This window comes from Paenibacillus algicola, assembly GCF_005577435.1.
Lineage (GTDB): Bacteria > Bacillota > Bacilli > Paenibacillales > Paenibacillaceae > Paenibacillus_AQ > Paenibacillus_AQ algicola.
Genome location: NZ_CP040396.1, coordinates 2,867,603 through 2,893,479, shown reverse-complemented (window position 1 = coordinate 2,893,479; position 25,877 = coordinate 2,867,603). Strand labels below are relative to the sequence as shown.

The 25,877-nt window shown below is 46.5% G+C and carries 24 protein-coding genes and 3 pseudogenes; 16 read left to right on the top strand and 11 right to left on the bottom strand.

Features of this window, described 5'->3' with window-relative positions:
• Window positions 1-59 precede the first annotated feature (59 nt).
• Window positions 60-420, top strand: a pseudogene (locus tag E6C60_RS13455) (PadR family transcriptional regulator); the annotation flags it as partial.
• 256 nt (window positions 421-676) lie between these two features.
• On the opposite strand, the gene E6C60_RS13450 reads toward E6C60_RS13455, so the two are convergent.
• Complete coding sequence (locus E6C60_RS13450; protein ID WP_138226310.1) at window positions 677-1,060, bottom strand: RidA family protein; 384 nt, start codon at window positions 1,058-1,060, stop codon at window positions 677-679.
• 105 nt (window positions 1,061-1,165) lie between these two features.
• Here E6C60_RS13450 and E6C60_RS13445 point away from each other — a divergent pair, with 105 nt between their 5' ends.
• Window positions 1,166-1,507: a winged helix-turn-helix transcriptional regulator gene (locus E6C60_RS13445; RefSeq protein ID WP_138226309.1), complete on the top strand. Its 342-nt coding sequence runs from the start codon at window positions 1,166-1,168 to the stop codon at window positions 1,505-1,507.
• Window positions 1,508-1,788: 281 nt separating this feature from the next.
• The gene (locus tag E6C60_RS13440; RefSeq protein WP_233281009.1) at window positions 1,789-2,607 is read left to right on the top strand and encodes a divergent polysaccharide deacetylase family protein; all 819 of its coding nucleotides are present in this window, start codon (window positions 1,789-1,791) and stop codon (window positions 2,605-2,607) included.
• A 56-nt stretch (window positions 2,608-2,663) separates the two neighbouring features.
• Here E6C60_RS13440 and E6C60_RS13435 read toward each other — a convergent pair whose 3' ends face one another.
• A complete protein-coding gene (locus E6C60_RS13435; RefSeq protein ID WP_138226307.1) occupies window positions 2,664-4,892 on the bottom strand; it encodes a methyl-accepting chemotaxis protein in 2,229 nt (742 codons plus the stop codon).
• 197 nt (window positions 4,893-5,089) lie between these two features.
• The gene (locus tag E6C60_RS13430) at window positions 5,090-5,833 is read right to left on the bottom strand and encodes an N-acetylmuramoyl-L-alanine amidase (protein WP_138226306.1); all 744 of its coding nucleotides are present in this window, start codon (window positions 5,831-5,833) and stop codon (window positions 5,090-5,092) included.
• Between the two features lie 147 nt (window positions 5,834-5,980).
• On the opposite strand from E6C60_RS13430, the gene E6C60_RS13425 reads away from it, so the two are divergent.
• Complete coding sequence (locus tag E6C60_RS13425) at window positions 5,981-6,175, top strand: YqzE family protein (protein WP_138226305.1); 195 nt, start codon at window positions 5,981-5,983, stop codon at window positions 6,173-6,175.
• Window positions 6,176-6,226: 51 nt separating this feature from the next.
• Here E6C60_RS13425 and E6C60_RS13420 read toward each other — a convergent pair whose 3' ends face one another.
• From E6C60_RS13420 to E6C60_RS13410, 3 genes are all read right to left on the bottom strand, one after another.
• Window positions 6,227-7,312, bottom strand: a complete 1,086-nt coding sequence (locus E6C60_RS13420) for a hypothetical protein (RefSeq protein WP_138226304.1) — start codon at window positions 7,310-7,312, stop codon at window positions 6,227-6,229.
• Window positions 7,313-7,437: 125 nt separating this feature from the next.
• The gene (locus E6C60_RS13415; protein ID WP_138226303.1) at window positions 7,438-8,415 is read right to left on the bottom strand and encodes a YqhG family protein; all 978 of its coding nucleotides are present in this window, start codon (window positions 8,413-8,415) and stop codon (window positions 7,438-7,440) included.
• Window positions 8,416-8,417: 2 nt separating this feature from the next.
• Window positions 8,418-10,208, bottom strand: coding sequence for a DEAD/DEAH box helicase (locus tag E6C60_RS13410; RefSeq protein ID WP_138226302.1), 1,791 nt, complete (start codon window positions 10,206-10,208; stop codon window positions 8,418-8,420).
• A gap of 99 nt (window positions 10,209-10,307) precedes the next feature.
• On the opposite strand from E6C60_RS13410, the gene E6C60_RS13405 reads away from it, so the two are divergent.
• The 4 genes and pseudogenes from E6C60_RS13405 (at window position 10,308) to E6C60_RS13390 (ending at window position 16,020) form a co-directional block, all read left to right on the top strand.
• Window positions 10,308-13,082, top strand: a complete 2,775-nt coding sequence (locus E6C60_RS13405) for an adenosylcobalamin-dependent ribonucleoside-diphosphate reductase (protein ID WP_138226301.1) — start codon at window positions 10,308-10,310, stop codon at window positions 13,080-13,082.
• A 196-nt stretch (window positions 13,083-13,278) separates the two neighbouring features.
• Window positions 13,279-13,458: pseudogene (locus E6C60_RS13400) on the top strand (tyrosine-type recombinase/integrase); the annotation flags it as partial.
• 106 nt (window positions 13,459-13,564) lie between these two features.
• Window positions 13,565-15,175 carry an IS1634 family transposase gene (locus tag E6C60_RS13395; RefSeq protein WP_138224736.1) on the top strand — a complete coding sequence of 537 codons (1,611 nt, stop codon included), beginning with the start codon at window positions 13,565-13,567 and terminating at the stop codon, window positions 15,173-15,175.
• Window positions 15,176-15,459: 284 nt separating this feature from the next.
• A complete protein-coding gene (locus E6C60_RS13390) occupies window positions 15,460-16,020 on the top strand; it encodes a DEAD/DEAH box helicase family protein (RefSeq protein ID WP_138226300.1) in 561 nt (186 codons plus the stop codon).
• Window positions 16,021-17,431: 1,411 nt separating this feature from the next.
• On the opposite strand, the gene E6C60_RS13380 is transcribed toward E6C60_RS13390, so the two are convergent.
• Both E6C60_RS13380 and E6C60_RS13375 read right to left on the bottom strand, forming a co-directional pair.
• Window positions 17,432-17,737 (bottom strand): type II toxin-antitoxin system RelE/ParE family toxin, encoded by a 306-nt coding sequence (locus tag E6C60_RS13380; protein WP_138226299.1) that lies wholly within the window; start codon window positions 17,735-17,737, stop codon window positions 17,432-17,434.
• Window positions 17,721-17,996 carry a type II toxin-antitoxin system prevent-host-death family antitoxin gene (locus E6C60_RS13375; RefSeq protein WP_138226298.1) on the bottom strand — a complete coding sequence of 92 codons (276 nt, stop codon included), beginning with the start codon at window positions 17,994-17,996 and terminating at the stop codon, window positions 17,721-17,723. The genes E6C60_RS13380 and E6C60_RS13375 overlap by 17 nt, the downstream gene beginning before the upstream one ends.
• A gap of 268 nt (window positions 17,997-18,264) precedes the next feature.
• Between E6C60_RS13375 and E6C60_RS13370 the strand changes: the two genes are divergently transcribed.
• The 4 genes from E6C60_RS13370 (at window position 18,265) to E6C60_RS13360 (ending at window position 20,482) form a co-directional block, all read left to right on the top strand.
• Entirely contained in the window at window positions 18,265-18,804 is a 540-nt protein-coding gene (locus E6C60_RS13370; protein WP_138226297.1) for a DNA topology modulation protein, read from the top strand.
• A gap of 237 nt (window positions 18,805-19,041) precedes the next feature.
• Complete coding sequence (locus E6C60_RS21465) at window positions 19,042-19,164, top strand: hypothetical protein (RefSeq protein WP_267900152.1); 123 nt, start codon at window positions 19,042-19,044, stop codon at window positions 19,162-19,164.
• Between the two features lie 165 nt (window positions 19,165-19,329).
• A complete protein-coding gene (locus E6C60_RS13365; RefSeq protein WP_325053158.1) occupies window positions 19,330-19,824 on the top strand; it encodes an SRPBCC family protein in 495 nt (164 codons plus the stop codon).
• Between the two features lie 163 nt (window positions 19,825-19,987).
• Complete coding sequence (locus E6C60_RS13360) at window positions 19,988-20,482, top strand: hypothetical protein (RefSeq protein WP_233281008.1); 495 nt, start codon at window positions 19,988-19,990, stop codon at window positions 20,480-20,482.
• A 162-nt stretch (window positions 20,483-20,644) separates the two neighbouring features.
• Here the strand turns inward: E6C60_RS13360 and E6C60_RS13355 are convergent, their stop codons facing one another.
• Window positions 20,645-21,865, bottom strand: a complete 1,221-nt coding sequence (locus E6C60_RS13355; RefSeq protein WP_138224659.1) for an IS256 family transposase — start codon at window positions 21,863-21,865, stop codon at window positions 20,645-20,647.
• A gap of 303 nt (window positions 21,866-22,168) precedes the next feature.
• Here E6C60_RS13355 and E6C60_RS13350 point away from each other — a divergent pair.
• The 4 genes and pseudogenes from E6C60_RS13350 to E6C60_RS13335 all read left to right on the top strand — a co-directional run bounded on the left by E6C60_RS13350 (window position 22,169) and on the right by E6C60_RS13335 (window position 25,178).
• A pseudogene (locus tag E6C60_RS13350) lies at window positions 22,169-23,032 on the top strand (serine/threonine protein kinase).
• A 200-nt stretch (window positions 23,033-23,232) separates the two neighbouring features.
• Window positions 23,233-24,129 carry a GNAT family N-acetyltransferase gene (locus tag E6C60_RS13345; RefSeq protein WP_175415299.1) on the top strand — a complete coding sequence of 299 codons (897 nt, stop codon included), beginning with the start codon at window positions 23,233-23,235 and terminating at the stop codon, window positions 24,127-24,129.
• Between the two features lie 83 nt (window positions 24,130-24,212).
• Window positions 24,213-24,662 carry a GNAT family N-acetyltransferase gene (locus E6C60_RS13340; RefSeq protein WP_138226295.1) on the top strand — a complete coding sequence of 150 codons (450 nt, stop codon included), beginning with the start codon at window positions 24,213-24,215 and terminating at the stop codon, window positions 24,660-24,662.
• A gap of 264 nt (window positions 24,663-24,926) precedes the next feature.
• Complete coding sequence (locus E6C60_RS13335; RefSeq protein WP_138226294.1) at window positions 24,927-25,178, top strand: YolD-like family protein; 252 nt, start codon at window positions 24,927-24,929, stop codon at window positions 25,176-25,178.
• Between the two features lie 84 nt (window positions 25,179-25,262).
• Here the strand turns inward: E6C60_RS13335 and E6C60_RS13330 are convergent, their stop codons facing one another.
• Together E6C60_RS13330 and E6C60_RS13325 are read right to left on the bottom strand one after the other, a co-directional pair.
• Entirely contained in the window at window positions 25,263-25,511 is a 249-nt protein-coding gene (locus tag E6C60_RS13330; RefSeq protein WP_397333320.1) for a cold-shock protein, read from the bottom strand.
• A gap of 53 nt (window positions 25,512-25,564) precedes the next feature.
• Window positions 25,565-25,765, bottom strand: a complete 201-nt coding sequence (locus tag E6C60_RS13325; protein WP_138226292.1) for a cold-shock protein — start codon at window positions 25,763-25,765, stop codon at window positions 25,565-25,567.
• Between the last annotated feature and the right edge of the window lie 112 nt (window positions 25,766-25,877).

Here is a 25,877-nt window from a genome sequence, read left to right as displayed (position 1 = left end):
ACCTGGCGCCGGTTTTAGTACACAGAATTCTAGGCGCTGATGGCGAAGGTGATGCAGCCTTGATTCCCTTACTCATCCTTGGCTTACTCATCCAAAATCCCGACGCTCACGGCTATGAATTGCTGGCCTTAATGGAAAAACGCCATTACAAATACGTACGGCACCCAATCGGAATATGTGAACCTGCAATTGTATGGGGCGCTGCTCTTTGCTGATAAATTCGACAAAAACAAATTGCTGGAACTGATTCAATCGCAAATAGGCCAGACTAAACCCCGAATAGTCCTCCTTGATGAATACCCGTGCAATACACAAGAACTTCCCGGCACAATCGATTACTACCGCCGAATGAACGAAAATTCCCGTTCCTATCACTTGGTCTTGGTTAACTCCTTTTTAGCAATAAGAAAAACAACCGCCTTTGTAAAAAAGGGCGGTCTATTACGCTATCTTACTTCAAATGAAAATGTAATTGTGTTGGCGATCGAATATTACTGGAACTTGCATAACAGAAAATCAGCGTCTGAGATTATCGCAGAATGACGGAAAAGATGGTGGAATGTGTAGATACGGTATCATTTGGTTTTACTTGGCGATATCCTTCTGTTTTGCGCGAATAGCGGTCGCGCCTATCCGAAGCCCGACCGCCCCTGCTGCGCCGACCGCGGTAGTCGAGTTAGTCACCGTGTACTACGGCGCTAATTTCAATCAATTGCTCAGGGAACGCAAGATATGTCACGCCGATGAGACTGCCGGCAGGCCGGTGTTGTCCTACGTATTCCTTGAACAGCCGGATGACCGGCTCGGAATGTTCTTGAGCGTTTGTCAAATAGATCTCCACATAAGCGAGGTTCGACCTCGTGACATCAAATCGCGCCAGCAAGCGATCCATATTTTCCAGAGTTTGCCTGGTCTGTGCCTCGATATCGCCTTCGCCAACGAACGTGCCAGCTGTGTCGTGGGAAAATTGTCCTGAAATATAGATCGTTCCGTATACGGAGTATCCCTGGGATATTCCGTGATCCCAAAGATCGTGATTGTAGGTTTTGACATTAGTCATTTTTTTCTCTCCTTTACTTAAATTAAGGTTAGTCTAGAATGAAAGTACATAAAAAAAATAGTACGCACTTTATTGATAGGTACTATCAGAAAGGATAGTGTACATATGAGTATGGAGGAATACAAAGGTAAAGTTAAAAATATTAAAGATACACCTTTTGGTTATACATTATCAGTTATTGGTGGTAAATGGAAAATGGTTATTATTTACCTCCTGGCAGAAAACCAATCGGTTCGCTTTAATGATCTGAAAAGACAGATAGGAGCTATTACTTATAAAACATTAAGTTCACAACTTAAAGAATTGGAAGCAGATGGTATGGTGAAACGAAAAGAGTATCCTCAAATTCCCCCTAAAGTCGAGTACAGTCTCACAGATAAAGCGGAAACACTATTACCCGTTTTGGAAGAGTTATGTGAATGGGGAGCAAAAAATCAAAAGGCATGACGGCCAGATTCATGAGGCCAGCCGTTTCGTGGTTTTGGTCGATCTTCATCATCATTTTTTCGCCGTCTGATGCCGCCTTTTCTGCTCGCTGCCGTGTGAGCGGGTTTTATATTCCGCATCCTTAAAGAATCATCTACTCTCTGAGTAGATGATTCTTTTTTTTGCCGTAAAGCTATTCAAAATGTAGCCTGCGTTTCTTCACCGCCAGGTACATAAAGGGTCTTTCCGCTGGACATGTTAATTCAAATCCGGATGGGTGCACGTGGAAGGAGATGCAGGTGATGAACAAGCTTATATTGTGGTTATGGATTCTTGGAGTGTTAAGCTGGACAGGTACTGTGGGGGTGAGTGCGGAGGGCTTCTTGCAGGGTGAGGAAGAAATGCTTCGGCCTGGAAAGGTGTCCATTATTATCGACGATTTTGGCAGCGGCCAGAAGGGGACCGAGGAGATGCTGCAGCTTCCGGTCAAGATCACGGCAGCGGTGATGCCGTTTCTGAGCACAAGCCGTGAAGATGCGGAACGCGCCCATGCAGCGGGTCATGATGTCATCATTCATATGCCGATGGAGCCCAGGCAAGGCAAGGCAAGCTGGCTAGGTCCGGGAGCCATCACGACCAGCATGAGTCATCAGGAGATTCGTCAGACGCTGGAGGCGGCCATTCAGGAGGTTCCGCATGCTGTCGGCATGAACAATCATATGGGCTCCAGGATTACCGGAGATGAACGGATCATGTCGGTGGTGCTGGAGGTTTGCCGGGAGCATGGGTTGTTTTTTGTGGACAGTAAAACGAATTACCGCTCGGTCGCCGGACGGCTGGCTGTTGAAAAGGGGCTGCCGGATATAAGCAACCATCTTTTTCTGGATGATATCCATACCAAAGCGCATGTTGTCAAGCAGCTCAAGCTGGCTTCTGAGTATGGTGCTAAGCATCAATACTGTGTCACCATCGGACATGTCGGGATTGACGGGCTCATTACGGCCCAGGGGCTGAGTGACAGCGTTGCAGAACTTCAGCGGCAAGGAGTCGAATTTATCGGCATCTCACAGCTCGTGCTGGAGAGCACCGGCTGGAGCAGAGATGTATTGCCGTTAAGGTAGGAAAGAGAACAAAAGAAAGCAGCAGCACAGAATGAAGTTCTGCGCTGCTGCATGGATTAGCGGATGCGTGACTCTGTCAGCTTGAACTGGCTCACGAGCTGCTGCATGGAATGGGCGATGGCCTCCACGCTGCCCGAGGTGTGCCGGACACTCTGAATGTCGGAGGTTAAAGCCTGCATTTTGTGCTCGACATCCTTGGAGATCTTGCGGTTCTCTTTGCTGACTAGAGCGATTTTCTCCATCAGGCTGACCACCTCGTCCACCGCCTGGTGCTTCCGTTGATCCTCGGCCGCCGCTGAAGAGAGCAGCTCAGAGGCTGCGGCAACCAGGCGTGTTCCTTCACGGATGACACGGCTTCCGTCTTCCATTGAGCGGAAGGCTTTCTCGGTGTCCTGGTAAATATGCCGGATAATCTCATTCACCTCGTCCGTGGATTTGCTCGTGAGCTCGGCCAGCTTGCGTATTTCCGAGGCGACGACAGCAAAGCCCTGTCCATGCTCGCCTACCCGTGCAGCTTCAATGGATGCATTTAGCGCAAGGAGCTGCGTCTGTGAAGAGATTTGCTCAATGGCATGCAGTACGTTTCGAATTTCCTGAACCGTTTCCACGAAAGCACGAATGCTCTGATTGCTCTCTTCCACTCGGGTGGAGATATGAGACATCTTGTCGCCGATGCCCCGAACCTCGCTGCGTGCCACTTCGATCTGCTCGTGAGCCTGACGTTCCAGCTCCAGCAAAACTTCCTTCATATTCTCGGTGCTCTCTCGGGCAATATCAATGTCCTGCAGCTGCATCCGCATGCTGCGAATCATCTCATGTACATTCCCGCTTACCCTTTCTGCGGAGGTAACGGTCAGTGAGGTAGTATCCTGCATCGTCTGCTGGCTGGCGGAAACGTCGCTGGCTGTCCATTTGACCTGCATCATAATTCCTTCCAGCGAGTCGATCATATTATTGATCCATTTGGCCAGCTCCCGTGTTTCATCTTGAAAATGCCCGGGGTCCAGCCGCTGAGTCAGATCACCCCGTCCTTCGGCGTTCATACGAATGAAGCGGGTCAAATCAGACATTTGGTCACTTACGCGGCTAATTTCACGGGATCGGAGCCATAAGAAGCTTACCAATCCGAAGATCAGGCAAAGGGCTCCGCCGCTGAAGGCCGTGATGAGAGGAGAAGTAAAGGAGGCAGCCGCAAACAATATGCCGAATATTAGTGTCGCAAGGACAAGAGATGACATAAGCTGGGACTTGAACATCCGAAAGCCAAGGCTGCGAATCCGGTATACCTCTTCGAAGTCTCCTTCACACATCATGCCCCATACATCCGGACAATGCGGGAGCTGAAAGGTGACTCCCTTACCGATCACGGGAATATGCCGATAGTCGGGATATCCGGGATAAGCCACAAATAAATTACTCCCGTTCTGTATCGTTCCGGCCACACCAGGATGCAGACTGCCTGTGGCGGGATCACTGAATATAAGCTCCAGCTCTGTGTGGTGCTTAACTGTGACCGTCCCGTATTCCGTGTGAACGCCGTCCTTCAGGTTCTCTCCGTGTGTAAAGGTCCGATCCTCGAAACGGCTGCGTGATAATGCGGTACCAGGAAGAATCTGCTTATGATAGCTGGGCTTCGCCATAAATATGTAATTATCTCCGGAGTCAGGATAGACATGACCCGATTCACGCTGGATCAGGTCTCCGATGACGTCATTCGGTACTCTGCCGCATATCATTCCGGTACATGTCCCTTCATGCAGCATGACCTGAATGAACAGCAGCGTCATGGCGTCGTGAAAAGAAGAGCTTCTCGCTCCCAGCTCCTGCGTCCTGGAATCTGCGTAAGGACCTAGCAGCATCCGGCCTTCAGCCGTATTCTGCGCATACTGAACAGCGTCCCCGATAGAGCTTCCTGCAGCATAACAAGTGCCAATATGATCCCCATGCGTGGAGTATTGCACTTGTCCCTGAGGGTCCAGTATAAACAGCTCTGTAAAATCGGCCGCCCGGGTATAGACCTGTCCCAACAAAGAGCTCCAGTGCTCGGGCTTGCTATGGCCGCTCCTGGCATTCGCGGTTGCATCGGAAGCCGTAAAGGATTCTTGCATTACATGCTGCAGACGCTCCAGATGCCCCCAGTACTCTGTCGTCCAGGACATCAGCAAATCCTTGCGGTTCTCCGCAATGCCCTCAAAAATGTGCTCGACATCCTTCTGCATGTGGCGGTTTAAGCGCCAGGATCTCCATAACGGAAAGCCTTCCTTTACTCTCAGTCCCTCAAACATGGTGATCTCCCCCTGATCCCGATGGTACTTTTTATGATCCTATATGTTAGTTATACTACCATAAATTTTGGGAAATAAAAGAGAGAATTTAGGGGAAAATCACGAATTTCATTATAAAATGTCATAATAAATCACATAAAATCATTTTTAGGTACACATAATGGATTTGTATAACAAAACCATGTATGAATAACCAATTATTCATACATGGTTAGATAGCTGATAATGCCTTTAACTATCGCCTCCGAAATTTCAACCTGCCCTTTCCGGCTGGTCAGTTTTTGGCGGTCTGATGGATGGCTGATAAATCCGGTTTCGACAATGACAGCGGGAACCTCGGACAGCTTCAGCAGGTAAAAGGGCTTGCCGACTGTAAAGGTGTGCTGAAGCTGGTAGAGCTCATTAAATTGCCGCTGAATACAGCCGGCTAGCAGCGTGCTGCGGCCCTCAGGCTGATGGAGAACGATCCCGCCGCTTCTGGAGCTGTTCTTGGCCCAATTCACATGGATGCTGACAATCATCGCGGTCGGAATTTCATGGCTCAGCTGCTTTCGCTGGGACAGATCCCGCTGATGCCTGGAGCGGCTGGCATGCCAGCGATTATCGTCGCTAAGCGCATAATCCTGATCCCGGTTCAGTACCGCAGGAATCCCTTCACTGCGAAGCAGCATATACAATCTTCGGGAAATGGCGAGATTGATATCTTTTTCCAATAAGCCTTGGAATGAGGTGCCGCCGTCGATCCCTCCGTGTCCGACATCAATAAGCACCGCACGGTGCATGAACGGATGCTGCTGTATTTGACTGCTGCTGTCTTCGGAAGAATGAAGCTGCTTTGAAGTTTGAGGCGATGAAGCCCAGCAGTTTGACGGCAGCAGTCCCAGCAGTACAACAAGAGCCGCCCACAGGCTCAGAAGAGCTTTTAGATTGAATTTACGCATTCAAGGAGCACCTGCCTTCCTTCATAATCATCTGCTCCTAGGATGCGCATTATCCGGTATATCATGCCTTAAAGGTCTAGAATGGAGGCGTTCCGTGCATCCTGTAGAAGAAAGAACACGCTTTATACTCAAGGAGGAGGTGTCATAATGGCCAGTAGTGATGATTTAATAAAATATATTACACAGCGCGTCGTCAGCTATATGGGAACGCCCAAAGAAGAACGGCGCAGAAGGATGGCGAAGGAGCCCTGGAGCACCCGCTGGTTCGGGATGCTGCCATTTTCAATGTCTCTTTGGAAAGAGGATGTGGTGGAAAAAACCCGCAAGCGACGGCGTCGCTAACGTCCAGGCTAAAGTGATCTGCTGCCGGAGTTGGCGCTTTGAGATGGCTAGTCAGGGACTGCCCAAGCTTAGTGAAGGTACGGTCTCTGGAGCCTGAACATAGAATTGTCCATGTCCGATCAGAATTTCAGAAGGCAAATAGCGTTGAAGTCGGATGCCATGATGAGAAGCAGCTACGTACATCATCACTTGATTGTCACGGGACCATAGCTGTGAGCCCGTCAATGACAGCGGCCCAGCGAGAAGAGGATTCAGCTTCCCGGCGTCAAAGATAACGGCGCTGCGGCTTTGTGCAATTAGCAGCGGCTGGAGCGACTCTGCGGTCACTATGCGCCTTGGTGTACCTAGCTTCCATAGCAAATTACTATAGGGATCAGGTGAGCCCTTGCCCAGTGCAGCTGCTGCCGGAGCCCATGACGAGGCGGAAGAGACTAAGCCTGAAGCGATGGAGGTATGAACGTCTTCGTTTGTGACTCCAGTAAGAGCCTTACTGGTGAATGCCGTATTAGGCAGCAGATCGCCTGTAATGCCGTGGATATACAGGGAAGGGCTGTTGGCTGAAGAGATTCTCCAGAAAGGGCTGGAGGGATCATAAAAGGTTTCCACAGTAAGGGATGTTCCTTGATTCATCCTAGGATCCATGGGCAGGCTGAGTCCGAGAGCAGCCAATGCATCTTCCAGTCGGTTCAGGCTGTAGGGCAGATCACTTCCGATGCCGTATTCACTCAGCATGTAGCCGCCTTCTTCGTCTGCGGTAATGATAAGATATCCAATCGGCACCTGCGCTTCCTGAAGCATGACCAGCCAGCTATGGGTGCCAGGCCCCAGCGGAACGTAATCAGCGCTGGCTTCTGTCCAGCCTGTGAACGGCGGATGCTGCGAGAGCTGCTCAATGCTTTCGCGAGCGAAGCTCTCCACGGCAGAAGGCACGCCGAGGGAAAGGGCGGCCTGATTGATGAAGGTGCTGAGTCTCTTAGGTGAAGGGACTTGTGTGCCAGCACACGGTTGAAGCCCGGGCTTAATGACAGCCGGGGCTTCCTTGGCATGTCCTGCAGGTGCCGCGCACAAGCTGAGGGAGAGCAGGGCGCATATGGCTCTGATGACAGAGCTTTGTAATAGAAACGAAAGGATGGGCACGGGCTACACCGCCTTTTTCAATATACGCTTCATTGTAGGGGACAAGCCCTGAAAAGACTGCTGCATCGTGTCGGTGGACATGCGGCAAAAGCAGGTGTGATTTTGGCTAAATGTAGCGAGAAGGCTCAGGAGGGCGCATGAACCGGCGAATGCAGATGAAACAAACCGCAGGTGATGGCGGACAGCGAGATTTTGGGCTCATACTGCCACTGCATCTCACTGCGCCGAGCCTCATGCTGCTCCTGAATGAGTCTTTGCTTCTCCTCGTCCGGCTCCTTCAGGAGCTCCTCGTAATAGCTGTCCACGATCCGCAGCTCCTCTGCAAGCCTGACCTTCGCCTGGGAGGCCCAGCTGTAATCCCGCTCGCTCAGCTGCTCCAGCAGATGCTGCTCCAGCAGCTCCGCTCCTTGAGCAAGGGACAGCACCGCTGGACGTATGTGCACATACTCCGGCAGCCGTGGAGATAAGCTTCGCTCCTGCAGCTGCGTGTCAAACTGGGAGACAATCTGTTTTCGGGATAAAGAAATGGCCACATAGTGCAGCTCTTCCCGCTTGAGGTCACAGCTGAACTCTACCTTGAAGCAGACGCCCAGCCATTGCTCCAATGCCGCGGATCTGGTCTTGGGCCTGGCCTCCGGCTCCGGCTCCTCAAACAGATACAGATACTGCCCTTCCTCGCGCGCAGCCTGCCAGATTTGCTGCAGACGGCGGCTGCCGAAGGTCACATCCTCCCGCTGGATTCGCCCCGGCCCCAGCACGGGAAGCATAGGAACAGGAGCACTGCCGTAATAGCGGGACAGCAAAGGGTCTTGAGCAAGAGCAGCAGAGGCTCCAGAGCCAGAAGTCTGATCAGCGCGGGCTTTGGCTTCAAGCTGTGCTTCGTAAGCTTCGGGATCAAACACAAACGTGAAGGATAATGTCTCGGCCGGCGCACCGGTTCGCTCGATAAAGCCCCAATAATAGGGGCGGTTCGTCAGCATTTTATCCGCCTGAGGGGACAGCTTTACGGTTACATGCTGGGGAGACCGCTCCAGCACCTGACACTGTGTAGCATCTAAATATACGGAAACATGCTGCTGAATCTGCTGCGGGGACAGGCTCATATTCAGGCCTCCTCTTCTCGTAGGATGTTCGTGGGTGTCTGTAATTCCAGCTCTTCCTTGAGCTGATGCAGTGTATCTCCCAAAGAGCCCAGCTTATGGCGGATTTCGTCATCGCTGCTTGATTCCAGCATGATTTTGTACAGGCTTTTCTCGATAGATTCCTTCTTCTCCAGCCGCTCCAGGATCACATCCAGTCCGCCGATGACCAGCTCGAACATGTTGATCTTCTCATGCAGCAGGCTCAGGATATGCTCTTCAATCGTGCCCTTGGTGGACAGGTTATGGATGTGGACATCGTTCTGCTGACCGAGGCGGTGGACGCGTCCGATCCGCTGCTCCACCCGCATGGGATTCCATGGCAGATCAAAATTAATCATATGGTGGCAAAATTGCAGGTTGATGCCTTCACCGCCGGCTTCTGTGGCGATCATAACCTGGGCCTTGCCCCGGAACAGGTCCATCATCCAGTCTTTTTTACCGCGGTTCATGCCTCCCCGATAAGGAACGGAGGTCAGCCCGTGATCGCGGAAATAGTTCAGTAAATACTCCTGTGTTGCCCGGTATTCGGTAAAGACGATTACTTTTTCATTCATGCCCTGGATGAGCTCGATCGCTTTCTCTGCTTTGGTGTTGGCTTTAACGGCTTTAATCAAATGAACCAGATCCCAGATCCGGTCGCGGACAGGAGAATCCTCGGGCAGCTTCTTGGCCAGGTTCACGAGGGTGACAAAGACGGCATCGCGGCTGCTGCACACCTCCCGCTGCAGGGTGACGAGTGACAGCATGCTGCTCATATTCCCCCCGGCAGCCTGATACTGATCCTTCACAAATGACGTAACTCCGTCATAGAGTGTCTGCTCGTCATCAGAGAGCTGGAGCAGTGCATTACGCACCGATCGTTTGGTGAATTGTACCGGCCCCTCTCCCCGGCGATTGCGGATCATGACCTTGGCCAGCTCGTCCTTCAGCTGCTCCTGATTTTTCGGTCGGCGCTTATCCACGACAAAGTTGGCCGAGAATTCGCCCTGGCGGCCGAGCTGACCCGGCTTGAGCAGGGTAATCAGGTTAAACAGCTCGCTGAGATCATTTTGCACGGGTGTAGCGGTGAGGAGCAGGCAATATTTTTTACGCAGCTTCTGAATAAATTGATAGTTGGTCGTCTTCTTGTTCTTCAGCTTGTGGGCCTCATCAATGATCAGCATGTCATATTCCTCATTGAGTAACAGGTTCTGATGGGGCTCCCGCTTGGCAGTGTCCATAGAGGCGACGACGATGTCATTACCCCAGGAGTAGGCTTTTTTTTGGGCGATGGCCGGAATGCCGAACTTGGAGTTGAGCTCCCGCACCCATTGCAGCACGAGGGAGGCCGGGACGAGAATGAGCACCTTGGAGACGAGGCCGCGGATCATATATTCTTTTAGAATCAGGCCGGCTTCGATCGTCTTGCCCAGTCCTACCTCATCGGCAAGAATGGCCCGTCCGGACATTTGGAACAATACCTTTTGAGCTGTATCGATCTGGTGGGGAAGAGGAGACAGGCTCCCGATCTGCTTCAGGCACTGCAATTCCTCAAAGCTCGTGACCAGGGAGGCCTCTTCACCCTGCAGCGCTAAGCGGGACAGTGCGTAATCTCCCCAGGGACCGCCTTTGTCCAAGCGGCTGTTCAGGTCATGAAGCCAGGTTCGGTCTAGGTGAAGGGGAACAGGGATGCGCTGATCCGTAATAATATGGCTGGAGTCCGATGACGATGAGTTCAGGTGAATCTCCTCCTTTTGATTTAAGTGTCCGGGCATGCGGTGTAAAAGTAGTATGGACGAAAAAAAGAAGCTTCATAACCAGAGACTGTCATTATAAGGTGCTGATCCATTCATTGATGAAGGAGGTCGTTGAGAATGACGGGTAAAAGGGTGCACAGGCTCGAGGGGCTTAGCGAGAAGATTTTTCTGGACCGATACGCCTGGAAAAATAGCGATGTCCAGCAGGCCAAGGTGGGGGATGTGGTTCTCGTGCTGACGAAGGACGACCCTAAATTTCCCGCCAAGGAGGTCGGTGAGATTGTTGAGCGGGAAGGAGATCACGTTACGGTGAAGACTCGCTCGGGAGAGCTTGTCACTACAGAGGTAGAAAAGCTGACCTTGACGGTGGAGAGTACACCGGAAGAAATGTGGGATCGCCTGGCGGGCGCGATGGCGTCAGCAGAGCCTACAGCGGCACTGCAGCAGGAATGGAAGCGTAGATTCCGGCATATTCTGGATGGCTGGAAGCTGGTTCCAGGGGGGCGTATTGCAGCCGGGGCGGGTGCAAGCGATGAGCTGACGCTCTTTAACTGCTATGTGATCCCTTCCCCGCAGGACAGCCGGGGCGGCATTATGAAAACGCTGGGCGAAATGACGGAGATCATGTCCCGTGGCGGCGGGGTTGGCATCAATCTGTCTTCCCTTCGCCCTCGCCGCGCTCTTGTTCGCGGCGTAAACGGCGCCTCCAGTGGTGCCGTGTCGTGGGGTGGGCTGTTCAGCTACACCACGGGCCTGATTGAGCAGGGCGGGAGCCGCCGGGGGGCCCTGATGCTGATGATGAATGACTGGCATCCCGATGTGCTGGATTTTATTACGGTTAAGCAGAAGATGGGCGAAGTGACCAATGCGAATCTTTCGGTCTGTGTCAGCAATGCCTTTATGAAGGCGGTCAAGGAGGATGCATCGTGGGAGCTGGTATTTCCGGACACCCGCGACGCGGCGTACGACGAGAGCTGGAACGGAGATCTGGATGCCTGGAAATCAGCCGGCCATAAGGTCATTCCTTACAAAACCGTCAAGGCTCGCGAAATCTGGCATACGATTGTGGAATCAGCATGGAAATCGGCAGAGCCGGGTGTCGTGTTTATGGAATATTACAACCAGATGTCGAACAGCTGGTATTTTAACCCTATTATCTGTACTAATCCGTGCGGAGAGCAGGGGCTGCCAGGCTGGGGTGTATGCAATTTATCGGCCATAAACTTATCCAGGTTTTACGATGACTGCCAGCAGGACGTTGCCTGGGAGGAGCTGGCGGAGACGACCCGCTGGTCGGTACGTTTTCTTGATAATGTAATCGATACGACGCCGTATCATTTCCCGGAAAATGAAAAGAATCAAAAAAAGGAACGCCGGATCGGCCTGGGCACGATGGGCTTGGCGGAGCTGATGATCAAGCTGAAAATTCGTTATGGCAGCCCGGAATCGCTGGAATTCCTGGACAAGCTATATGGCTTTATCGCCCGTGAGGCTTATCTGGCATCCGCAGATATTGCGATGGAGAAAGGCTCGTTTAAGGCTTTTGATGCAGAGCTGTATCTGCAGAGCGGCTTTATGAAAAATATCGTTGAGGTCTATCCGGAGGTAGGCGAAGCCGTTCGCAGCAAAGGCATCCGAAACGTAACGGTCATTACACAGGCGCCGACGGGCAGCACCGGCACGATGGTGGGTACCTCGACAGGCATTGAGCCCTACTTTGCATTCAAATATTTTCGCCAAAGCCGCCTAGGCTATGATGAGCAGCTCGTGCCCATAGCTCAGGAATATCTGGACAGCCATCCGGGGGGAGAGCTGCCGAGCTATTACGTGACGGCGATGGAGCTGTCGGCGGAGGATCATATTGTGGCACAGGCCGCCATTCAGCGCTGGGTGGACAGCTCAATCTCCAAAACGGCGAACTGTCCGGCAGATTTTACGATCGAGGATACGAAGCGGCTGTATGAGCTTGCCTTTGACCTGGGCTGCAAGGGTGTGACCATTTATCGTGACGGAAGCCGGGATGTGCAGGTGCTGCAAACAGAGAAGAAGGAGCAGGACCTGTCTGTGAAGGAAACATCGGCACAGTCCGCAGGGGACGGACCGGATGCGGAATTGAGGGAGCAGGTGGTTTCTCCGGAGCCGGGGGCCTCAAGGGGGACGGAGGAGGACCGTGGTGGATCAGCAGGGGCAGGAACAGCCGGTGATTTCGGCATTCAGCATCCTCATGAGCAGAGGGCAGCGGAAGAAATGACTGGGGCAGGAACAGCCGGTGGAAAAAGCAGTCTGGATCAGCAGTATAAGAGACGTCCTGCCGTGCTGCGCGGTGCTACTTACAAGATGAACACGCCTTTCGGCATGGCGTATATTACCATCAATGATTTGAATGGTATCCCGGGAGAAATTTTCCTGAATGTCGGCAAAGCAGGCTCTGATGTATTTGCCATGGCGGAAGCTCTGGGGCGCGTCTGCTCGCTGTTCCTGCGCTATGGGGATCATGGCAACAAGGTGGAGCTGCTCATCAAGCATCTTAAAGGCATCGGCGGTTCCGGGGCTATTGGCTTTGGTGTTAACCGCGTAGAATCTATTGCCGATGCCGTGGCCAAGGCGCTGGAGCTGCATGCAGTCAGTGCCAGCGGTCAAGGAGAGACTTGCGCAGCAGGGACGGGGCTGGCTGGAGGCGGTGAAGGCGGTGCTAAGATGAGCATAGAGCTTGGAGATGGTGCAGTCGAGACTCATGCAGAGATGAGCGCTGCTGCTAGGGCTGAGACGGACGGGGCTGATGAGCAGATCGCCGGCTCGCGGGATTTGTGCCCCTCTTGCGGCAGTGCAACATTGATCAACATCGAGGGCTGCAAAACGTGCAGCAGCTGCGGCTACAGCCGCTGCTCGTGAGGCACGTGGCGGAACTAAAAGCGGCTTGTTTGTTAAGCGGGAGAAGCTTTATCCTATGTATGTAGGCAGCGAAGCACGAAGCCTGTGGGTCATCATGATGGCCTGCAGGCTTTTTTTGTGCTTTTGAGCAGGCATGTAGTATAGGAGGTGGTTTTTCATTGTTAGAAATCTGTAAGTCACCACAAGATCCTTCCGCCGTGCTGGAAATAAAAATGCGGCTAAAAAAGTGAGCGTTCATGTACTAAGGCATTCATTTGCAGCTCATTTGCTTGAAGCGGGCACAGATTTTCGTTATATTCAGGAGCTGCCCGGCCATGCCAGCAACCGTACAACCGAGCGTTACACCCATGTGACCCTGAGTTCCCGGATTGTGTAACGATGCTGAACGAAAAAGTCGCGTAGTGACAAGGAGTTTCCTTAAAAAAAATGGTTGATTTTACCTCGTCATACATATAAAATGTGTAACGAGGTTGGTGTTCATTATGGCTATCATTTATCAAACGAATAAAAAGACAGGCATTACCTATGCCTACAATAACGAGCCCTACTGGGACAAAGAAAAACAGCAGTCTCGGGCAAAACGGACGCTCATCGGGAAAGTCGATCCCAAGACAGGAGAGATTGTGTCCACCCGAGCGTATCGGAGAGAGCCGGAGGCAGAGTCAGGCGCCCCTGCCAAGAAGCGCGGCCCCGTACCAATTACCGGTTTTCTGCGCAGTTTTTACGGCGCAACCTACCTGTTCGATCAAATCGGCCAGGAAACTGGCGTTGAAGCGGATCTCAAGGCGTGTTTCCCGGACAGCTACAAGAAGCTTCTGTCTATCGCCTACTATCTCATCTTGGAAGAAAACAACTCGCTCAGCCGCTTTTCTCACTGGCAGCGCATGCATATTCATCCCTGTGGAGCAGACATTCCTTCGCAGCGAAGCAGCGAACTGTTCCAGTCTATTGAAGAGGCGCAGCGCATGGCCTTTTTCGAAAGACAAGGCAGACGACGCATCGAAAAGGAGTACTGGGCATTCGACATTACCACGATTTCCAGTTACTCCGAGATTCTCAAGCAAGTGAAGAAGGGAAAGAACAAGGAGCATGACCGGTTGCCGCAAATCAATCTGGCCCTGCTCTTTGGCGAAGAATCGGGCCTGCCCTTCTACTACCGAAAGCTTCCCGGCCATGTGACGGACGTCAAGACGGTCCGGCAACTCATGCAAGAGTTCCACATCATGGGCTACAAGAAAGTAAACGTTGTACTGGATCGGGGCTTTTACAGCAAGCGAAATGTGGATCATCTGTATCAGAACCATCAAAAATTTATCATCGGCGTCAAACTGAATCTCTCCTACGTGAAAGCACATCTGGAAGAGGAACGGGAGCGGCTCAAGCTCTGGTCGAATTTTTATTCGCAGTATGGCACCTACGGCATTTGCAAAAGAATCGAGTGGGCCTACGAGCAAGAGAGGCCGTACAAAGGCGATATCTTACAAGAGACGCGCCGAGCCTATCTCCTGCTCTATTACAATCCGGAGAAAGCAGCCAGAGACCAAGCGGATATGAATGAGTATCTGACGAGCCTGCACCGAGATCTGCAGGAAGGCAATCTGCGCGAGCATTGCCGCAAGGACTACACCAAGTATTTCGAAGTGACCGAGACCCCGAAGCGCGGCCGCAGGATTGTACCGAGAGAGGACAAGATGCTGGAGGCGGCTCAAAACTATGGCTACTTTGCCTTGCTCTCCAATGAAGTCAAAGCTCCCGATGAAGCATTGTCACTGTACCGCAGCAAGGACATCGTAGAAAAGGCATTTGGCAATTTGAAAGAGCGACTGAATTTCCGCAGAATGCAAGTTTCTTCGGAAACTTCACTAAATGGCAAGCTATTTGTCGAATTTATTGCACTTATTTACCTTTCTTATGTCAAGAAACGCATGCAAGATGCCGGACTCTTTGATTCCTGGACAATGCAAGGGCTGCTGGATGAATTAGACACAATAGAGCGGTTTGAAGCGCCTGGACACGGTCGAATCTTGGGCGAGGTAACGCAAAAACAGGCTGATTTATTTCGAGCACTGGGAGTAGAGCCTCCCTCGTTATAAATTCCGGGAACTTAGGATGTGACGGTAAAAAATGCGAGACGGATCAAGAGTCCATTGGACTTCTAATTTTGTTTCATTAGCGATATAGAAAAATCTGTAGAAGGAATAAAGGTCGATGCTTAGTCACATCGCATAACATCCTCCCAAACGGGTATTTACGAAGTTCATTAAGCCACGTATTATTAACGTATTCGTGAAGTTCGTGAATAAGAGGTTATATGAAAGATATGGAAACAAATAAATAAAAATTAAAGAAGATAAATACATTCTCAGAAAGGATAATTATGAAACTTGTAATCATATTCGGACCTCAAGCCGTCGGAAAGATGACGGTAGGCCAAGAGTTAGAAAGAAAAACGGAACTGAAGTTGTTTCATAATCATATGACAATCGAACTTGTCTCTCATTTTTTTAGTTATGGAAGTGAATCCGGAAAGCGATTAGTCGGACTTTTCAGAAAGAAAATCTTTGAGGAAGTAGCTGCTAGTGATTTAGAGGGATTGATATTCACATATGTTTGGGGTCTGGATATTTCAGCAGACTGGGATTACATCAATAACGTATCAAATATATTTGAATCTAAGGGCGGATCTGTTTATTTGGTTGAACTGGAAGCAGACCTAGATGTGCGATTAGTACGAAATAAAAGTGATAATCGTTTGTTACATAAACCGTCTAAAAGAAATTTTGAACAATCTGAAAGAGATTTATTAAAAACATTGGAAAACCATAGACTAAATTCATTTCCAGGAGAATTTGAAGGTAAGAATTATATGAAGATCAATAACACAAATTTAACAGCAGATATAGTAGCACAAATGATAATAGAACAATTTGAACTCTAAGAGGAATTTGAGGGAAATTTCAATGAAGTCAGATGCTTCGTATAATACCATATTCACGTTGCGGCGCTAACGCGCCTTGGTCTGACCGAAGAAATAGCAGAGAAGATAAGTCACCTGGCCAGACACATCTGCGAGGCTAAGTCCTTCGGACCGAGCGTGTCGATCGCTTCGCTTGATCGACAGTGGCAGCTTAAGCCTCTCGACGTCGTGAATATGAGAAACGTTATCTGAAATCATTTTCCATTTATCGTCGAATGGGTTAACAATCATGATCAAGATTTTATTTATCAATGGGCAGGAAGTACATACATTACCCATTAACTTTAGAACAAATGAAAGGACACTACGTTAATGGTTTTAATACAACCAATTCAGATACTCTTATATACAAGGTAATAGGTAGGCAGAACCAGGATATTATTGGAACAGTACAATTGGGGCAGCTAGATAGAAATAAGAATGAAGCTATTAATGGGAAGGTTTCTATTGAAATCAGATGAAATTAGAAGTCAAGGTATAGGGACAAAAGTGCTAAGGGAAATAGTTCGGTTAGGATTCGAAGAATTTTCGTTCGAATTAGATTGTATGTGTTTCATCTAAATATCCAAGCTATATTACAAAAAGGTCGGTTTTGTAATTGATTCAATAGTAGAGAGTGTTTATCAGCCAAAACACGGAGAGAACTGGAATAGGATTGAGATGATTTTAGACAAAGAGAACTGGTGCAACCTCGAAGATGGCATTGACATCAGCTAACACGATATTCACGCATCGGGCATTCGCCCTCGGTCCCAGAAGTAAATTTCAAAGAAGTGGTTGCCTTTACACTCCCGGCTGTCGCCGAGCGCCGTGAATATGAGAAACGTTATCTGAAACCCCGAAGAATATAAGCAGAAACAACTCATAAAGAAAGAATGAAAGAAATGAAAAACACCTTAATTGTTAGACAGGCAACAATCGAAGATCTGGAGGAATTATCCTACCTCTTTAATGATTATAGAGTGTTTTATAGACAAGAGTCTGATTTTGAAGGAGCAAGGAGGTAAAGGATTAGGATTGTCAACTGCATTCGACAATGAAAGAGCTCAAAGAATATATGAACGAAATGGATATAAGAGGGTTAAAGAGTTCTACCATTACTATTTAAGTCTATAGAAACATATGAATGCATATTCTAATTCAAAGAAGGTCTGGGCATCAGATAATAACGTTATTCACGCTGCGGACCTGACGGCACTGGTTTTGCCAGAGGCATTTCGGGGAAGCGGATCCAGACAGACAACCCTGAAAGGCTAAGTCATCGACCCGGCGGTCCAGATCGCTGCGCTAGATCGATAGGTTACCTTAGCCAGTGAGGGTTCGTCAATGCACGAACGTTATAAGAAATCAGGGGAAAGGCATAAATAATGAGTTACATCAAGAAGTTATATTTTCTTTTGCCATGTAGAATCCTGCGGATCTCTACAATATCACCTAAAACTACATAGAAGACAAGATAAGATTCAACGAGTAACATTCTATAGTTTAATATTTGAAGCCTTGTATCTTTTGGAATTGCACCACAATACGGGAAAGTTTCGAGAATAGATATTGATTGATCAATTTTGTCAGCCATTAATAATGCTGCCTCTGGATTATCAAGCATGATATAATGGATGATATTTAATAAATCCTCCTCAGCTATGGGCAAGTATTCAATATTATACGTTTTGTCCACTGATTAGACTCCTTAGATTTTTCATCACTTCAGCATGACTTTTCCTTTCAATACCATCATTACTTTGCTTTTCGGCTATAGCAAGTTTCTGATACAACTCAATTAGTGCTTGCTGTTGTTCGTAAGCAGCGTGACTCATGACGACGAGGTCGCTTTGACCATTTTTAGTTATGAAAACTGGTTCACCATCATGATGAGCTATTTCAGAAATTAAGTTAAAGTTGTTTCTCAGATCTGATATTGGACGAATCGTAGGCAATCTGACCACCTCATTCATTATGATGCCATTAATATTATCATAATAATGATAAAGAATACATGGACTAAAGTGCTTTTTGAAAGAGAATACAAAGAGGCCCCCTGACATTTTATAACATCATATTCACGCATTGGGCATTCGTCCTCGGTCCCAGAAGTAAATTCGAAGAAGTGGTTGCCTTTACACACCCGACTGTCGCGGATCGCCGTGAACATGAGAAACGTTAAGCGAAATTCTCGCAAATCCTAAATGCATAGGAGAAGTTTAAATGAAGCGAATAATGATCATTGGGTCTGGTGGAGCAGGTAAATCCACTCTTTCAAGGCAACTTGGAGATATTTTAAATATACCCGTATATCATTTAGATGCATACTATTGGAAACCAGGATGGATATCAACATCTAATGATGAATGGGATAATTTTCAAGAAAGACTTGTGCTTGAAGAATCGTGGATTATTGATGGGAATTATGGAAGAACACTTGATATACGAATGACACAAGCGGATGTAATAATACTTTTAGATTTTTCAAGATGGATAACTACTTATAGAGTAATTAAGAGAAGGCTCATTTATCACGGAAAGACAAGACCAGACCTTAATGAAGATTGTCCTGAAATTCTGGACTTTGAATTTATTAAATGGGTCTGGAATTTTAAAAAGACAAAAATTCCAGGAATTATGGAAAAGCTAATGAAATATCAAGATAAGAAGATTATAGTATTGAAATCACCCAAAAATGTAGAAAAGCTTATTAAACAGATAAAGACAATTGGTGTAGGTTATTTCAGAGAAGGCGAGAACTGATAACAAGGAATAGTATTCAGACTTTTGATTATTTAATCCCTGAAGCATTTGTAGCATTATCGAGGATGTCAGGTGATTTTGATAACAACATATTCACGCATTGGACGTTAACTGAAACCAATAGGATTGTATTGAAAGTGTATTATGATAGTCTTTGGTTAGATAGCCTTATCGGTAAAGAGTTTTGAAGTGCGAAAGTGCGGAGGAGTATCAAATGCCGAATTTTCTAAGGAGGAGATGAAAATTAAAAAATCTACTGAAAAGAAAATCGTTGTGTATGTAATAATTGCTGCAGGATTACTTGTTGCAGTAGGGGCGCTTTTTTTATATGGTATGAAGAATTTTATCGAACTGAACTGACACGGAGCTATATTAATAGAAAGTGTGAATCAGAGTGGATTTGATTGTAGAGCAGCCCTACTGGTGTAGAAGCAAATCGAAGAGGTCATTGACGTCAGTTAACAATATATTTTCGCTTCGGACATGCGTCCCTCGGTTCGCCAACAGAAGCGTAATCAGAAATTCGTGAAAAGCCTAAAACACAAAAAAGGCGGTGGTTCATTGATTACTCTAAGAACCGAAATCATTATCAATGCGCCGATTCAGATTTGTTTTGACTATGCCAGAGATATTGAATTACATACTAAAACTGTTTGGCCCCATACAAGAGAATTAGCTGTTGACGGTGTCAGGTTTGGTCGAATTGGACTTGGGGAAACGGTCACATTTGAAGCAAATCATCTTTTAGTAAGACAAAGACTAACTTCAAGAATAATAGAATATGAAGAACCTAAGCGATTTACTGATGAAATGCAAAAAGGAATATTTAAGAGCTTAATCCATCGACATGAATTTATCGAACAAGGTGGGAAGACATTGATGATTGATATTCTAAGATTTGAAGCTCCATTTGGAATCGTTGGCAGGATGGCAGAGCAATTATTATTAAGGAGATATATGAAGAGATTTTTAGAATATAGAAATGCCAACTTAAAGAAATTAATCGAAGAGAATGTGTGAGTAATTCAAGATGTCACGAACATCCAACAAAACAAATTCACGCTACGGGGCTGCCGCCGCTTGGTCAGCGCGAGATTTCAAGGAAGCGAATCAGGTGGACAACGCTGCGCAGTCTAATTGCATCACGGCCGTTTCTTTTGGCCACTGAAGCCAGTGAGGGTTCATGAACGCAAGAACGTTATATGCAATCAGGAAAAAACTATCAAAAGGAGAACTTGTGAAAAAATTTATTGAAGAACCAAAAGGGACTACATATAAAGAGTTATTAAATGTAGCTTTTAGCATATGTGACGAGTTTCTATTAGTTAAAAGGGATCAGCATGATCTAAATGAAAACGGTGAAAAATTTATTGAAGAGATAAAGCCATATGTAAAAGAAATAAAGAGACAAGAAGAGTGGCCGGGAACAACCTTACTTGGACATTACGCAGATGTTTATTATTTTAATTGCCATCAAGAATTAAAAGAAATTTTAACAAATAAAACAGAGCGTTTATACCAATGGTTAACACCTGAATTACTTGAAGATATATGCTTCTTAAAGAATGGGGAAGTATGGTTAGCTACTGTAGCACATGAAAAAATAGGGGTTATCATGTCAAAGAATCAAAGTGAACTCGAAAGAGTCATAGGAATAGAAGGAATTACAATGTCATAAAAGATAATGAAGTGATTACAAAAAAATAACATTTTATCTGCGCTGCGGGCTTTGCCCATACGCGTAAGAAGATGTACAAAGAGAGGTGTATTCAGGGGTCTGTCAATAAGTTTGTGTAAACTCTAAATCAAGAGTTCCCCTGTTTAGAGAAGAAGATGCTCTTTAAGGCAGATGCTGGCCAATCCGTTCAGGATAAAAGACGGATAATTGAAGCAGGATCTGACCCCAGTTTTGGACTCGGCCTGTCCACTTGCGGGTGACATCGACCGTCACCAGATAGAGCATTTTGAGCAGCGATTCGTCCGTAGGAAAGATGCTTTTCCCTTTCGTTACTTTACGGAGTTGGCGGTGGTAGCTCTCAATCATATTGGTCGTATAAATAAGCTTGCGAAGCTCAGGCGGGTACTTAAAGAACGTGGCAAGTTCTTCCCAGTTGTTGCGCCAGGAACGGACAATGAGTGGATATTTGGCGCCCCAGATCTCCTCAAACCGATCCAATTCCAGCAGAGCCATCTCCTCTGTTGTGGCCTTGTAGATGGGCTTTAAATCCGAGGTCACCTTCTTGAGATCTTTGTAGGATACATAACGGGTGGAGTTGCGGATCTGGTGGATGATACATTTTTGGATTTCCGTGCTGGGATAGCATGCTGAAATCGCTTGTGAGAAGCCCGTAAGGTTATCTACACAAGTAATGAGAATGTCCTGAACACCGCGATTTTTCAATTCATTGAGCACACTGAGCCAGAACTTTGCAGACTCATTCTCACCAATCCACATGCCCAGGACGTCTTTGTTTCCATCCAAATCAATGCCAATGACCATGTAAGCAGCCTTGTTGACAATAGCCCCATCCTGTTTCACCTTGAAATGAATGGCGTCCAGAAACACCACAGCATACACGCTCTGTAGGGGGCGATTCTGCCACTCTTTCACGAGAGGGATAATCTTATTGGTCACGTTGGAGATGAAGGTCGGAGAGACATCGAGGCCGTACAGCTGCTGCAGATGGTCCTGAATCTCACGAGTGCTGATGCCTTTAGCATAGAGGGCGATAATTTGGTCCTCAATGCCTGTCACATTGGACTGATGTTTCTTGACCACTAACGGCTCAAACTCACCTTCACGGTCTCGAGGTACCAAAATTTGCTGCTCACCATATTCACTGGTGATCTTCTTTTTGCTCTTGCCGTTTCGGCTGTTTGTTGTCTGCTTGCTCTTCACGACATGCTTCTCGTAACCCAAATGCTGGTCCATTTCGGCCTCCAGCATTTCCTGAAGTGTTTCTGCAAACAGATCTTTCAAGGCGTTTTGTGCATCCTGCGCGGTCACCAGATTATTCTCCTTAATGAAGGCCCGCAGCTGTTGTTTATCCCAAAGTCTCATGTGTTCTCCCAACCTTTCTACTATGTTTCATTTTAATAGTTTTGGGAGTTTACACAATCTATTTTACAGACTCGTATTCAGCTCACGATCCTGCGAAGCTAAGTCCGTTTGATCTGGTTACGTTGCTCCCTTGGGCCTCTCGGGTTCTTAAATACATGAACGTTGGATAAAACTTATTAACCTGCGTATCAGCGGTTATCTTTGTTCACTTAATGCATGAAGGTTTGTGAATGCGAAAGAACGTTACGAGAACTCTTGCAAAGACTCTTGCAATACTCATAAAACCGATTACAGGAGGAATAAATGATCGAAGGCCTTTTTGTGTACAACATTGATAAAGTAACATTTCAACTTAAGGAAGAGATTGATATCATTTGGTTACAAGATTTGGGATATGTTTTTAAAGTATTTGATCAACAGGATTCAGGTAATATTTGCTTTGGTGTAGAGAAAGATGGGCAGAAGAAGTTTGTTAAATACGCTGGCGCCAGGCCTGTTGAATATCAAGGAGATCCTGCTGAAGCCGTTTCGAGATTGAAAGCTGCAATTCCAATTTATGATGAACTCAAGCATACAGTTTGATCGAACTCCTGGATCATTTTAGTGTTGATGGTGGTTATGTTGCTATTTTCAAGTGGTTTGATGGCGAATGCCTTCATCCTCACTGGTCGTATCCACCCCCAGCCAAATATACAGATCCCGGTTCCCCGTTTTATAGATATAAGCATCTAACAGTTGAACAGAGAATACAGTCATTTAGAAGCAATATTTAATTTTCATATGTATGTAGAAGAAAAAGGGTATGTAGCCATTGATTTTTATGACGGAAGTATTCTTTATGATTTTATAAATAATGAAACTAAAATTTGTGATATCGATTTTTATCAAAAAAAACCATTTTTCAATAATATGGGCAGACTTTGGGGATCTTCAAGGTTCATGTCTCCTGAAGAGTTTGAATTAGGAGCTGAAATCGATAGCCGAACCAATGTATACAATATGGGAGCTATTGCATTTGGGCTATTAGGTGGAGAACTTGATAGAACCTATGAGAAATGGGAAGCTGGCAAGGAACTTTATTTTGTCGCCTGCAATGCGATTAACGCTGACAAGAATAAGAGGTATCCATCTGTTAAAGATTTTTATAAAGCTTGGTACATTCGCTAATTGTTCCGCCGCAACCGATTTGAGCAAGAAACAAATCCTGATGAGGTGCCAAAAAATAATCCACAGCGTGAACGTGAAAGAAAAGCTCGGCTACATGGGTTTTTGGGGTCCGCAAATGTGAGAATTTACGCTGTGTACCGTTCGGCCCTTGGTCTGTGATGTACATTAGCCAACACTACATGTTTAAAGGAGTAACTCGCATGAATGATCAGATTCGAAATTATAATTTTCAAGACGCTGAAGCTATTAGCAAATTCAATTTTGTGTTTAATCTGGCATATCAGTATAATGCGGATTTCAAGTCAGAAAATATTTTTTGTGCAGAGATAAACGATCAAGTCGTTGCTTCTGGTCACCTAGAGCCGACGGATTCCTGCGAATACCTTGATAGAAATGGAAAAGATCCTGATTACAAGCATCGTTTTATCATTGATACCGATTCTGATGGATACGATGATCTTGAAATAGAAATATATCATAAACTTGTTGACCGAGCCCATGAAATCAGTAAATCATACCCGAATAAACAATTACAAATTAGCCGTACTTGTTCTCATGAAGATCTACATTCCATTGATTTTTTATTGGCTCAAGGATTCTACCATTCTTTAAATTACATGATTATGCGACGTGATTTAACAAAACCACTCCCAGAGTACAAGGTTAGTAATGAAATTGAAATTAAGAGATGGGCTATGGAGACCGTTGAGGAGAGAAAACTATATTTACAAGCAGAGAAGGATGGCTTCAATGGAGAGTCTTGGAGTTTAGGCAGACTGAATTGGTTTAGGAGTGGGCCAGAATGGAATACAATTACAGCATTTCATGATAGTAAACCCATTAGTAGTTGTATGACTTGGGGCATATCTTCTGAAAGAAGTGCAACAGAACAAATCTTCACTCACCCTGATTGGAGAAGACAAGGAATTGCAAGAGGGACAATAATTGAAACTCTTAAATTTTTGAGAGATGAGAAACAAAAGACAGAGGCGACATTGGGGGTCGTTGGAAGCAATCACGGTGCGATACATCTTTATAAATCATTGGGTTATGAGTTAATAGATATTCACTTACTTATGGTTAAAGACATTTGTTAAGAGGATATTTCTGACTGCAGAAACGTCACTTGAAACCTTTAAAACAGACTATCCCAGTAATAACTAATAAACGAGGGGTCATAATGATTAACAGCACAGTTCGGCTCATCCATCAAGATGAATTATCTGAACTTTTAGAACTTTATAAGCATTTGAATCCAGATGATCCGGATCTTAATGTAGCAGATATTCAAGCTCATTGGAATAAAATACTGAATGATGAGATGATGAAGATATTTGTCATAAAGCATGAGAGAGAGATTGTTTCTTCATGTACATTAGTATTGATTAGAAATCTAACCAGAGGAGCAAGACCGTATGCAGTAATTGAGAATGTTGTTACTCATCCAGATTATCGGCAAAATGGTCTCGGAAAGCGAATCATGAGAAGAGCAATTGAATATGCAAAGGAACTTAGCTGTTATAAAATTATGCTTTTGACAGGATCGAAGAGAAAAGAAGTACATAATTTCTACGAAGAATGTGGTTTTCAGAAAGATGTAAAGACCGGATTTGTCCTAAAATTGATGTGAACCTAATTGAAAGAATGGCCTTTTTTCAATACCTTGCCATCCCGATCAGCACGGTAATCATGAAAGATCCCTCCTGCACTCTTTCATTGAGTGACTTCAGGCAGCGGATTAATAAACTCATGATTCCGAACCCAAACGACAAACAACAAAGCAAATATATTCTCGTAAAAGCGGATTCTGTATAAGTTATTGTGTGCGGCATAGGAGTAGCGTATCATGTTTAGAGCGAAGACTATCTAGAATACCCATACAGGAGGCTGCAGCATGGCTAAATCAAAGGTACCCAAAAGACCTACCAGAGATGAGTTTGTACTCGAAGAACTCGGAAATCAGCTTACAGAGGCGTATAACGAGAAGTCAGAGATTGTGCTTACAGTTTGGGGCTGGGAAGAAACCGTTACAGGGACGATCGTAACGATGGACCCAAGAACAGGCAGGGTACATATTCAAACTAATGAAGGATTGGTTAAAGTTCCGTTTATGGATATCATGGAAATGAACTATCCAAGATATTAAACAAGCAAAACCCGCTCGCTGAGCGGGTTCCAGGTATAAAGGCGAGTCATGATAGGATTGTTTTCCCCTGCATATTCGCTATTACTAACGTGTGGTTTTTGTTTGATTAGGACTTGTATTCGCTATAATAGGCAGCATTTTCTCGCTTTTCTCCATCAAGGCATTGCACTGGCCGCATACCGGTTGAACTAGAAACACAAAGTTATCTCTCATCCATCCGTTGCACTCTTCATTAGTGCATGACCATATCGTTGTCATTTCCTCCGGAAGATCCACCATCGGTCTTTTCCGCGAATAGTACAAGCAGCATCCCTCTTTCTCTTTTGGAGTCATGAAGTGAGTAAAAAAAAGCCCCAAAACTAGGTTTGGGACTTTCTAACCGTGATTTACAGTTTAACAACGTTCTCGGCTTGTGGGCCGCGGTTGCCTTGTACTACATTAAATTCTACACGCTGACCTTCGTCAAGCGATTTGAAGCCGTCGCCAGTAATGGCACTGAAGTGCACAAATACGTCGTCTCCGCCTTCTACCTCGATGAAACCAAAACCTTTGTCTGCATTAAACCACTTTACTGTTCCTTGCTGCATGATTCATTACCTCCATATATTTGATTTTTACAATTCCAAAAAAAAATCACATATTGTACAAGGTTATCATCAAAATCATAACCCTCTACAATATGTGAGTTCAGGTTGAAAT

Bases quoted from the DNA above. Each gene is read 5' to 3' on its own strand.
- E6C60_RS13450 (WP_138226310.1), bottom strand. From the start codon at position 1,060: ATGACTAATGTCAAAACCTACAATCACGATCTTTGGGATCACGGAATA.
- E6C60_RS13445 (WP_138226309.1), top strand. From the start codon at position 1,166: ATGAGTATGGAGGAATACAAAGGTAAAGTTAAAAATATTAAAGATACA.
- E6C60_RS13440 (WP_233281009.1), top strand. From the start codon at position 1,789: ATGAACAAGCTTATATTGTGGTTATGGATTCTTGGAGTGTTAAGCTGG.
- E6C60_RS13435 (WP_138226307.1), bottom strand. From the start codon at position 4,892: ATGTTTGAGGGACTGAGAGTAAAGGAAGGCTTTCCGTTATGGAGATCC.
- E6C60_RS13430 (WP_138226306.1), bottom strand. From the start codon at position 5,833: ATGCGTAAATTCAATCTAAAAGCTCTTCTGAGCCTGTGGGCGGCTCTT.
- E6C60_RS13425 (WP_138226305.1), top strand. From the start codon at position 5,981: ATGGCCAGTAGTGATGATTTAATAAAATATATTACACAGCGCGTCGTC.
- E6C60_RS13415 (WP_138226303.1), bottom strand. From the start codon at position 8,415: ATGAGCCTGTCCCCGCAGCAGATTCAGCAGCATGTTTCCGTATATTTA.
- E6C60_RS13410 (WP_138226302.1), bottom strand. From the start codon at position 10,208: ATGCCCGGACACTTAAATCAAAAGGAGGAGATTCACCTGAACTCATCG.
- E6C60_RS13405 (WP_138226301.1), top strand. From the start codon at position 10,308: ATGACGGGTAAAAGGGTGCACAGGCTCGAGGGGCTTAGCGAGAAGATT.
- E6C60_RS13395 (WP_138224736.1), top strand. From the start codon at position 13,565: ATGGCTATCATTTATCAAACGAATAAAAAGACAGGCATTACCTATGCC.
- E6C60_RS13390 (WP_138226300.1), top strand. From the start codon at position 15,460: ATGAAACTTGTAATCATATTCGGACCTCAAGCCGTCGGAAAGATGACG.
- E6C60_RS13370 (WP_138226297.1), top strand. From the start codon at position 18,265: ATGAAGCGAATAATGATCATTGGGTCTGGTGGAGCAGGTAAATCCACT.
- E6C60_RS21465 (WP_267900152.1), top strand. From the start codon at position 19,042: ATGAAAATTAAAAAATCTACTGAAAAGAAAATCGTTGTGTATGTAATA.
- E6C60_RS13360 (WP_233281008.1), top strand. From the start codon at position 19,988: ATGAACGCAAGAACGTTATATGCAATCAGGAAAAAACTATCAAAAGGA.
- E6C60_RS13355 (WP_138224659.1), bottom strand. From the start codon at position 21,865: ATGAGACTTTGGGATAAACAACAGCTGCGGGCCTTCATTAAGGAGAAT.
- E6C60_RS13345 (WP_175415299.1), top strand. From the start codon at position 23,233: ATGAATGATCAGATTCGAAATTATAATTTTCAAGACGCTGAAGCTATT.
- E6C60_RS13340 (WP_138226295.1), top strand. From the start codon at position 24,213: ATGATTAACAGCACAGTTCGGCTCATCCATCAAGATGAATTATCTGAA.
- E6C60_RS13335 (WP_138226294.1), top strand. From the start codon at position 24,927: ATGGCTAAATCAAAGGTACCCAAAAGACCTACCAGAGATGAGTTTGTA.
- E6C60_RS13330 (WP_397333320.1), bottom strand. From the start codon at position 25,511: ATGACTCCAAAAGAGAAAGAGGGATGCTGCTTGTACTATTCGCGGAAA.
- E6C60_RS13325 (WP_138226292.1), bottom strand. From the start codon at position 25,765: ATGCAGCAAGGAACAGTAAAGTGGTTTAATGCAGACAAAGGTTTTGGT.